Consider the following 9391-nt stretch of genomic DNA (forward strand, 5'->3'; position numbering starts at 1 on the left):
AAGCTCATTGCGTATTTAGCCACGACCCATGGCATGCGATTGACGATGTAAAAATTAAAATCTCGATTCAACAAGTTTGCTTCTTCAGCCAGCAATCCATGCTCTACTTGGATGCCTCCTTGTTTGAGAAGAGAGAGGGCACGGCCGCTGTGTTGAGGATTCGGGTCTAAAGCTGCGATAACCACGCGTTGAAACTTCTCTTGGATGATTGCATCTGTGCATGGAGGCGTGCGACCAAAGGTGCTGCATGGCTCAAGCGTCACATATAGTGTGCAGCGAGACAGATTGCGATAACCCGCACGGTGGGCGTTTTGGATCGCTACAATCTCAGCGTGGGGTTGTCCAGCACCGCGATGATAACCTTGAGCGACAACTTGCCCCTTGTATGCGATCACAGCGCCGACTGTAGGATTGGGCGATGTAAGGCCTTTGGCTCGCGATGCCAGACGCAACGCTTGCTTCATAAACCGGTAATCGTTTGCCTCTGGCCAAGATGAAGAAGTAGAAGGCATGCACTTCAGCGTTGAAAAAATTCCGTCACGTAACGCTGCGGATCAAAAGGATCAAGATCTTCAGGTGACTCTCCTGAAGCGGTATATAGGGTTGGGATCTTGTATTCATGGCGAACGGCAGCGATCATTCCTTGTCGTGCTGAAGAGTCGCATTTTGTCATAATAAGCCCGGTGAGGGAGAGAGCTGTATGAAATTCTTTGACTTGATCGAGAACGTGGGAGCCCGATGTGCCATCCGCGACGAGCCAAATGTGATGGGGTGCTGAGGGCATGAGTTTATTGAGAGTGCGTTTAACTTTTGCTATCTCCTGCATCAGGTTGTGCTTGTTTGGTTGCCTGCCTGCCGTATCCACGATCAATAAATCATGCGATTCTTTTAGAGCTAGTTCTAAGGCGCGATAGGCGACAGCGGCTGGATCAGAATTGGGCGGGCCAGCTAGGACCTGGATTTGAAGGCGCTCGCCCCACACGGCGAGTTGATCAACTGCAGCGGCTCGAAAAGTATCTGCGGCTGCCAATGAAACTAGACGTCCTTGTTTTTTCGCGCGATATGCAAGCTTAGCTGCAGTCGTCGTCTTACCAGAGCCGTTTACACCTACTAGGAGAATGACCTCTGGGCGTTCGTTAGGCGAGGTTAAAATTGGTGGAGTGGTTAATTGGATGAGGAATTCTCGCAAAAAGCTCTCAGCATCTTCGGGGGATCGGTGCAGTTTTCGGCGTTGCAACTCCTCTGCGAGCTGCAAGGACAGGGAGACACCGAGGTCAGCCTCGATCAATAGAGCTTCCCAATCTATATCTTGCTCAGGTCGGGAAGGGATAAATTTTTGGATGAGTTTCTTCCAAAAGCTCATGAATAAAGGCAGAAGATAGTTATTGTGCGGTGCGGCGTTTTACGTCTTCTTGCACCTGTTGCCACCAACTGTTGAGAAAGGTCTGACAGCGTTTTTTCACCTCTGGAAGGCTTTCAGGTGAGGGAACCGCAGCTTTTGTGAAGAAATAAAATTTAATTTTTGGTTCAGTGCCTGATCCTCTTACGGCCATTCTTGAACCATCGGCAAGCGTGTAAATCAGCATCATCTCTTTGGGAATCGCTTTTCCATCGGCATCGAAGAAGTCGTGACGCTCGAAGTCTTGAATTTGAGTGACACCAAGCCCTTGCATCGTTTGGGGAGGACTCTCACGATAGGATTTAAGCAGGCGAGAGATGGTGGTCGCACCGGTTGCGCCTTCAAAAGTCAGAGTTCCGAGCTTCTCGATATAATATCCAAATTGTAAGTAGATTTTATCGAGATACTCAAGCAGCGTTAGGTTTTGAGACTGCGCGTATAGAGCAGCCTCGGCGATCATTAATGCTGCAGCGTTTGCGTCTTTATCGCGAACATAATCACCGCCAGAGTATCCGTAGCTTTCTTCTCCGCCAAAGACGAAATACGATGAGCGTGAGAGGAGTGCTGAGCGACGAATATTCAGAGGTTGTCGAGCATAATCCGGTATTTGTGCGGCTTTTTCATATTCGAGCAGCTTTTCGCCGATGTATTTGAATCCAGTCAATGTATTCACGAGTCGAAGTCCGAAATGCTGGGCGATGGCTGCTTGAAGATCCGTTGTAACAAAAGTTTTGATAAGCACAGCGCGAGATGCATTCGATGCGTTTAGAAGGCCAAGACGAAAGTGGGTAGAAGTTCGATAGTAGGCGAGGATTGAGCCAATTTGGTTCCCGGTAAGGGTGTGGAATTCCCCTGATCGATCGCGGACGGCGATCCCCATGCGATCACAGTCTGGGTCAGTAGCGATGACAAGTGAAGAGCCGTTGTTTTTAGCACATTCGATAGCCATAGTGAGGGCCTCCGCATTCTCAGGGTTGGGGGAGGCGACTGTTGGGAATTCCCCATCGGGGCGCATTTGCTCAGCTACAGTGTGCAGAGTAAATCCTTGCGATTTCAAAAGTGTGGGGATTATTCGTGCTCCAGTTCCATGAAGCGCCGTGTATGTGATTAAAAGTTTTGAGGCGGATGAGGCAAGGAGTTCGTGGTCAAGAATTACCTCTTGTAGAGCCTGTAGATAAGCCTGATCGGCATCAGAACTCAGGTATTTGATTTGCCCTTTCGAATTAGTGGTTTGAGGCGGTGGGGATGCCGTCGTAAGTGCTTTAACTTCCGCGATGACTGCGGAAGCGTGGGGTTCGACAAGTTGACCTCCATCCGAAAAATAACATTTGAAGCCATTATCGTGTGGCGGGTTGTGACTTGCTGAAATCACAATCCCTGCATGAGCTTGAAGATGTCGAACAGTGAATGAAAGCTGGGGTGTAGAGCGATCCTCAGAAAACAAATAAGCGTGTATGCCGAGCGAAGCGAGCGCTTCAGCTGAAGTGCGAGCAAGGAGGGGAGAAAAATGGCGCGTATCATGAGCGATGACGACCTTCAGGGGCTCAATACCAGGAAAGGCTTTTTTCAAATATTGACCCAATCCTAAAGCGGCCCGGCGGATGTTGCGCGTATTGATGACCGCCGTGCCTGTTGCTGGATGCTCTGGTGGATTGGGAGTTGCGCGGTTACCGAGCTCTGCTTGGGTGACTTTATGGGCTATTGTTCGACCTCGTATTCCACCCGTGCCGAAAGCAAGATGTTTGTAGAAACGGTTATTAAGCTCCGTGAATTGTTGCGTCTCAACAAGCTCTGCTATGGAAGCGTGCTCGACTGGCGTAAGGTCAGGCTGGGCTAAGTAAGCTAGAAGATTTTCAACGCTGGATGGAGAAAGAAGATTATTTTCCAGAGCTTTTTTGATTTGAGGTTCGAGTTCACAGGGTGTTTTCATCTCAGGCGGGCGGTGGACTTTTTTGTTTTTTTGTTGAGCTTTTGAACGTTTGTCTTTGTGCGTGAGGAGCAATCCCGACATGTCCCAAAAAACTCAAGAACATGTGCGAGGGAACTAAAGCCTAATTCTGTTTCAATTTTTCTCTGCAAGTCCTCGATGCCTTGGGTTGAGGGGATGGGATGAGTAGTCTGACAAACGTTACAAATCACATAATGATGATGATCGTGCTCTGAACAACCAGCATGTCTTGCTCCCGTGCGCAGCTCGTATCGCGTTTGGCCATCTTTCCATACGTGCATTTGTAGGAGCCTTCTGGACTCGAGATCGCGAAGGAAACGATAAGCCGTGGTGAAGTTAATAGACGTCAAGCTGGATGCTGTTCCTTCGAGCGATGCAAGGGTGATCGGCCTTGCTGAAGCAAGCAGGATCTGGATCATAATCACCCGTGCTTGAGTAACACGGTAGCCATGATGTTGCAACCAAGCGATTGCTTCTGGCTTAGGAGCTAAGACAGGGGAGGAGTGGGTATCCTTTGGTAATACCGCAGATGAACCTTTAGAAGAGGATCGCACGATATGCCTGATACTACTTTATTTCACGATGCAGCGTCCTACGCTTGAGATAAGGGTTGTATTTTTTGAGTTCGATCCGCTCTTGTTGCAGCTTCTTATTTCGACTTCCTTTGTAACGAGATGGTGGTTTGCCTTCCTTAGCAGCTTCCGTGCATTCGAGGATAATAGTTTCTCTAGGCATAATACCTGCAGTATCAAAAAACGTCTGAATATTGTCAAGAAGGCTTAAGAAGCTTAATCAAAGTTTTGATATTATTAGAACAATCTTTAAGCTTACTGTCGCATGACCTCGATAATTATCGGCACTCGAGGGAGTCCTCTTGCTATCGCCCAGTCAACGCAAATCTGCGATCAGATTCTTCATTATCATCCAGATTTGAACATCACCCTAAAGACCATTTCTACCTATGGTGATGAACTGCAATCCTTACCTGATGCTGCTCAGCCGACGTCCTTTGAAAAGGGTTGGTTCACGGGTGCTCTTGAAAATGCGCTTTTAGAAAAACAAGTGGATATGGTTGTTCATAGTCTCAAAGATTTACCCACCGCTTCTACCCATGATACCCTTATCGTCGCCGCTATTCCCAAGCGAGTTTTTGCAGAAGATCTCCTCATTTCCAAGATGCCCACAACTTCGTTCAATCCTCTTCTCGATCTACCTGAACATTCTACGATTGGCACGGGTAGTCCTCGTCGTCGCTCGCAGATTCTTGCTATCAGGCCGGATCTCTGCGTTCGGCCTATTCGCGGTAATGTTGGAACTCGAATCCAAAAACTCATACAAGATCCATCCTTGGATGCCATTATTCTGGCACGAGCGGGGCTGGCTCGCCTCTCATTCTCTGTTCCCAAGGAAATCTTCGTTGCTCCTATTCCCTTGCATGTTCTTCTGCCGGCTCCAGGACAAGGGGCATTAGCGATCCAGACACGTCAAGACGATAAACTCATTCAAGACCTTCTACTTCCCATACATGATCCTCGCACAGCTCAGGCTGTAACGGCTGAACGCGCTTTTCTCCAGGCTCTAGGAGGAGGATGCCTTGCTCCTGTTGCCGCCTTCGCTGAATACCAAACGCACGCTGCCTCAATTCAGGCTTTCTTCGAGCCCGCTGGCTTCGCGCCACGTAAATACGGCCTTTCAGCACCTCCAGATACGTCTCCTGTTACATTGGCACAGCGTCTCGCAAAGCTTTTTGAACAATCCTCCGCCTCTTATGTCCCTCGCTCATGATTTTTTATTTCCTGCTCACGTTCGCTCCGGTGTTTATCTAGTAGGATGCGGCCCCGGCGATGTAGGTCTGCTTACAATTCGCGCTTTGCAAATCATCTCCGCTGCCGATCACCTAATTTATGACTATCTCGTCAATCCCGAAATTCTCTCATTTGCAAAACCTAACGCCCATATTATTTACGCAGGCAAACAATCCTCTCGACATACTCTTACCCAAGATCAAATCCACAACCTCTTACTGCAGGCTTATTGCCCTGGTCGCATCGTCGCTCGTCTAAAGGGCGGCGATCCCTTTCTTTTTGGCCGCGGAGCAGAAGAAGCAGAAGTCTTAACAAATGCTAATATCCCCTTTGAGATCATTCCAGGAGTGACCTCAGCCATTGGTGTCCCAGCTTATGCTGGTATCCCCGTAACACACCGCGAATACGCTTCATCTGTTACCATCCTCACGGGGCATGAAGATCCAACCAAGCCCGAACCCACCATTCAGTGGGACGCCTTAGCCGCTCTACATGGCACAAAAGTCATCCTCATGGGAGTAGAGCATTTGCGAGCAATCACCGCTGCTCTAACCAAAAATGGAGCCGATCCCAAGACCCCTATCGCATTAATCAGGTGGGGCACTTTGCCTCGACAGCAAACTCTCACTGGCACACTCGAGAACATTACCGATCTTGCAGAGGCAGTTGGATTCAAGCCGCCAGCCGTTTGTGTGATCGGGCCCGTCGTTCATCTGCGCGCAAAAATGAATTGGTACGAAAACAAGCCATTGTTCGGGAAACGCATCGTCGTCACCCGCACTCGCGCTCAAGCTAGTGCACTTTCGGCTCAGCTCCGGTCTTTAGGCGCCCAGATTCTAGAAATCCCGACCATCCGCACAGAACCTTCAGAACTTTCTTCGGCTCAAAAATCCCAAATCCACAAACTCTCCGACCACTACGATTGGCTAGTCTTCACCAGTCCCAACGCAGTCGTTTATTTTTTTCAACATTTCTTTCAACAACACTCCGATATCCGTGCACTGGGATCACTCTCAATTGCCGTCGTCGGGCCAGGCACTGCAGAAGCTCTGAAGACATATCATCTTTCTCCTAGCTTAATGCCCTCTCAATACACAACTGAGTCCCTTGCGCGGGCTTTAATCAACAGCCTTCCTTCTAAGGCAAAGATTTTAGTTCCCCGGAGCAATCTTGCAACAGAGACCTTGGCAAAGCTTCTTCGAGAAGCCGCATTTTCAGTTGAAGAATGGCAAGTTTATTATACTCGGCCTGAAACTCAAATTCCAGAATGGGTCATCAAAGACTATGAATCTCACGGCGCAGATTGCATTACCTTCACTAGTTCGAGCACGGTTCAGCACTGGTTTAAACTTAAACTCAAAGCGCCCCCGGATTCGAGGCCGCTACTCGCTTCCATCGGCCCTATCACGAGTGCTACGCTTTATGAATTCGGCTGCAAGCCAGACATCGAAGCCTCTCCTCACACTATACCCGCTCTCGTCGAAGCTATTGTTGCAATACTCTCTAGACACTCCAAAGTAAACTTAGGATGAGCACCTCTACAGAATGGATCGAAAAAGGCAACGACGCCCTAGCCGTTGGTGAACTTCATGAGGCGGTGCGTTGTTACGAAAGGGCAATTCAACTAGATTCACAAAATGTAGACGCCTGGCAAGCGCTAGCCATGGCACACTACAAGCTCTCTCACTACTCGCAGGCAGCAGAAGCGATTCAAAAAGCAATCGCGCTAAACACCAACGACCCGGTCTTGTGGACAACCCTATCAATGATCGAGATGAAGCTAGGCCACATCGAAGCCGCCGAGTCTGCCTCCGCGAAGTCCCGCATCCTTTCTTGGGGTGGCAAGTTAAGTTCAACTCAAACCCACCACCCTTGAGACCGAAGCTTAAGGCAAAATCAACATCGCATCCCCGTAGCTGAAAAAACGGTAGCGCTCCCTTATCGCTTCATTGTAGGCGGCTCTCATAAATTCATACCCTGCAAACGCTGCGACGAGCATGAGCAAAGTGGATCGGGGTAAATGAAAATTCGTAATTAACGCATCTACGCGTTTAAATTCGAAGCCGGGTTTAATAAAAATAGATGTGCTCCCCTTGTGTGGACTTAAGTTAGGCGCAGATTCCAACACACGCATCGAAGTAGTTCCTACAGCCACTACACGCTTTGCTTGTGTGTAAGCCTCTTCAAAGCCTTCTGGTATTTCGTATTGTTCAGTATGCATCACATGATCGTGAATATTTTCCACCTTTACTGGCCGAAATGTGCCGACGCCTATATGCAGAGTCACCGTTGCATAACGAAATTGACTCAACAACTCGGCTGTGAAATGGAGACCGGCTGTCGGGGCAGCTACTGAGCCGTCTCTGCGGGCATAGATTGTTTGGTATCGTTCGCGATCTTCGATTTTGCGTATTTGTTCCTGTAGTGCCGCGCGGCGTTTTAAAATATATGGCGGCAGCGGTGTGTCTCCTATATCCTCCGGATTAAATGATTCGCTGAAAAGCAAACGACGTCGGCCATCAGATAAAATCTCTGTCACCTTGGCTTCAATCCGGCCTCCTTGGTGGCGCCTAAATACTAGACTTCTTCCCAGTGCTAGTTTTTTAGCGGGCTGGGCAAGACAAATCCATTCCTGCGAAGATACGGCTTCTGTTAGCAGAAGTTGAATAGACCTATCCTCTGTTTCTAGATATGCCGGAATCACCCGGCTATCGTTCAAGACTAAGAGATCCTCTTGCGGATTCAGAATCTGAGGTAACTCATAAAAAAAACGATGTTCCCACCGACCTTCAGATGGCCTCAGAACCATCAATCGAGAGGCGTCGCGACGGCTAGTCGGATTGGTCGCAATCAGTTCCTCCGGCAGATCAAAATCGTAATCACTTAGGCGATGCATAATCTTTCCAAGTATTTATGGTAGTCGATAAAGACGATTTGGAAATGCACGTGGCGTCGCGCTTTTGAATGGGCAATTGCCAACCTGTTTCTTTGCAAGCTAGCCTAGCGACCGCAATGTCTCATCATGACCATCCATGGCGACAGGCTTTTCGTCTGAGTTTGAGCGCAGCAAAAGAAAACCTACTTCCTTGTCTCGGCGGGCAAACAATCATCGCGATTTTTGTTTTCGCATACTTTTTTTATCCACCGACTGTAACTCTCCTTGAAGCATTAGCTCATTTTAGAAGTGCGGGCGGTCTAGCTGCGTCTTTCGTTATGACCGGCTTTGCAGGTGGATTGCTGGCTGAGGTATTGAGAGTTTACACTCTTCAAAAAGGGAAGTGGAAACGCAAAAACGTATCTGATGCGCTTTTCCTTTTCGTTGTCATCGGTATTGGGGGCATGGGGGCAGATCGTCTTTACGCTATACAGAACGCACTTTTCGGGACAGAACCCGACCCTCTTACAATCCTCAAAAAGGTTATCCTCGACCAATTTTTTTATGCACCACTAATCATTGCCCCGTATATGGCTGCTGTCTTTGAATGGCGCGATGCGGGTTTTTCGTTTTCAAAATTATGGCAACAAAGAAAAGGAATTTATGCCCGAAGAGTGATTCCGTTTCTCATTACAAACTGGTCTTTTTGGATTCCGATGACCATTTTGATCTACTCTATGCCTACACTCCTTCAAATTCCAATACTGGTCTTCATCACAGCGATATGGGGTAGTGTCTTGCTGTCGCTGGATCATCTTACGCGTCAGAAATTACACGCCACGGTGGAGATCAGGGGCTAGTTCTATGTCAGATGAACGTCGGATAGCTATAATTTTCAATCCTACCGCAAATAGTGAAAAAGCCGCGCAAGTGCTGAATCAACTTAGTCGGATCGTCAATCGACGAGCAACGATTTTTGAAACTCAATCCATCGGAGATGCTTTACCTCTTACTTTGGAGGCCATCAGAAGTGGTTACAGCACGATTGTCGCAGCAGGTGGAGATGGGACTTTGAATGAGGTGATAAACGGTATCCCTTTTTCGATGCTAGAGAGAGGTGCGATACAAGTGGGTGTGCTTCCGCTTGGCACGATGAATGTCTTTGCCCATGAAATCAGGATTCCAGCAAGACTAGATGAAGCTTGGTCTATCATTTTGCAAAATAAAATACGACATATAGATCTCCCGCGCTTGGATCATCGACGCTTCATCCAACTCGCCGGTATTGGCTTTGACGCACAAGTCGTGCAGCTCACTACTTGGGAGAGCAAAAGACAACTTGGACCTTTGAGCTACATTCTTTC

The 9391-nt window shown here is 48.4% G+C and carries 11 protein-coding genes; 5 read left to right on the forward strand and 6 right to left on the reverse strand.

The genetic code is table 11. The features are described from left to right. From ribD to rpmG, 5 genes are all read right to left on the reverse strand, one after another. Positions 1 to 512: bifunctional diaminohydroxyphosphoribosylaminopyrimidine deaminase/5-amino-6-(5-phosphoribosylamino)uracil reductase RibD (gene ribD, locus NZM04_04395; protein ID MCS7063274.1), on the reverse strand; the 512-nt coding region annotated here is incomplete at its 3' end. A gap of 5 nt (positions 513 to 517) precedes the next feature. Further along, on the reverse strand, positions 518 to 1363 hold the full coding sequence (gene ftsY / locus NZM04_04400; protein MCS7063275.1) for a signal recognition particle-docking protein FtsY: 846 nt from the start codon (positions 1361 to 1363) through the stop codon (positions 518 to 520). A 19-nt stretch (positions 1364 to 1382) separates the two neighbouring features. Then, positions 1383 to 3410, reverse strand: coding sequence for a phospho-sugar mutase (locus NZM04_04405; GenBank protein MCS7063276.1), 2028 nt, complete (start codon positions 3408 to 3410; stop codon positions 1383 to 1385). Continuing rightward, the gene (locus tag NZM04_04410) at positions 3326 to 3901 is read right to left on the reverse strand and encodes a transcriptional repressor (GenBank protein ID MCS7063277.1); all 576 of its coding nucleotides are present in this window, start codon (positions 3899 to 3901) and stop codon (positions 3326 to 3328) included. The genes NZM04_04405 and NZM04_04410 overlap by 85 nt, the downstream gene beginning before the upstream one ends. A gap of 13 nt (positions 3902 to 3914) precedes the next feature. Next, positions 3915 to 4082: a 50S ribosomal protein L33 gene (rpmG, locus tag NZM04_04415; protein MCS7063278.1), complete on the reverse strand. Its 168-nt coding sequence runs from the start codon at positions 4080 to 4082 to the stop codon at positions 3915 to 3917. A gap of 102 nt (positions 4083 to 4184) precedes the next feature. Between rpmG and hemC the strand changes: the two genes are divergently transcribed. Genes hemC through NZM04_04430 form a run of 3 tightly spaced genes read left to right on the forward strand, consistent with a single transcriptional unit; the run spans position 4185 to position 7028 of the window. After that, a complete protein-coding gene (gene hemC, locus NZM04_04420; GenBank protein MCS7063279.1) occupies positions 4185 to 5132 on the forward strand; it encodes a hydroxymethylbilane synthase in 948 nt (315 codons plus the stop codon). Further along, positions 5116 to 6684, forward strand: a complete 1569-nt coding sequence (cobA, locus tag NZM04_04425; protein ID MCS7063280.1) for a uroporphyrinogen-III C-methyltransferase — start codon at positions 5116 to 5118, stop codon at positions 6682 to 6684. Before hemC ends, cobA begins: the two co-directional genes overlap by 17 nt. Further along, positions 6681 to 7028, forward strand: a complete 348-nt coding sequence (locus NZM04_04430) for a tetratricopeptide repeat protein (protein ID MCS7063281.1) — start codon at positions 6681 to 6683, stop codon at positions 7026 to 7028. Before cobA ends, NZM04_04430 begins: the two co-directional genes overlap by 4 nt. Before the next feature lie 9 nt (positions 7029 to 7037). On the opposite strand, the gene queA is transcribed toward NZM04_04430, so the two are convergent. Further along, positions 7038 to 8048 (reverse strand): tRNA preQ1(34) S-adenosylmethionine ribosyltransferase-isomerase QueA, encoded by a 1011-nt coding sequence (gene queA / locus NZM04_04435; GenBank protein ID MCS7063282.1) that lies wholly within the window; start codon positions 8046 to 8048, stop codon positions 7038 to 7040. 116 nt (positions 8049 to 8164) lie between these two features. Here queA and NZM04_04440 point away from each other — a divergent pair, with 116 nt between their 5' ends. Together NZM04_04440 and NZM04_04445 are read left to right on the forward strand one after the other, a co-directional pair. Next, complete coding sequence (locus NZM04_04440) at positions 8165 to 8887, forward strand: hypothetical protein (GenBank protein ID MCS7063283.1); 723 nt, start codon at positions 8165 to 8167, stop codon at positions 8885 to 8887. Between the two features lie 4 nt (positions 8888 to 8891). Further along, positions 8892 to 9391 (forward strand): diacylglycerol kinase family lipid kinase (locus NZM04_04445; protein ID MCS7063284.1); only part of this gene is annotated, 500 nt, incomplete at its 3' end.

It is taken from the genome of Candidatus Methylacidiphilales bacterium, from assembly GCA_025056655.1.
GTDB lineage: Bacteria > Verrucomicrobiota > Verrucomicrobiia > Methylacidiphilales > JANWVL01 > JANWVL01.

Bases quoted from the DNA above. Each gene is read 5' to 3' on its own strand.
- ftsY (MCS7063275.1), bottom strand. From the start codon at position 1,363: ATGAGCTTTTGGAAGAAACTCATCCAAAAATTTATCCCTTCCCGACCT.
- NZM04_04405 (MCS7063276.1), bottom strand. From the start codon at position 3,410: ATGTCGGGATTGCTCCTCACGCACAAAGACAAACGTTCAAAAGCTCAA.
- rpmG (MCS7063278.1), bottom strand. From the start codon at position 4,082: ATGCCTAGAGAAACTATTATCCTCGAATGCACGGAAGCTGCTAAGGAA.
- hemC (MCS7063279.1), top strand. From the start codon at position 4,185: ATGACCTCGATAATTATCGGCACTCGAGGGAGTCCTCTTGCTATCGCC.
- cobA (MCS7063280.1), top strand. From the start codon at position 5,116: ATGTCCCTCGCTCATGATTTTTTATTTCCTGCTCACGTTCGCTCCGGT.
- NZM04_04430 (MCS7063281.1), top strand. From the start codon at position 6,681: ATGAGCACCTCTACAGAATGGATCGAAAAAGGCAACGACGCCCTAGCC.
- queA (MCS7063282.1), bottom strand. From the start codon at position 8,048: ATGCATCGCCTAAGTGATTACGATTTTGATCTGCCGGAGGAACTGATT.
- NZM04_04440 (MCS7063283.1), top strand. From the start codon at position 8,165: ATGTCTCATCATGACCATCCATGGCGACAGGCTTTTCGTCTGAGTTTG.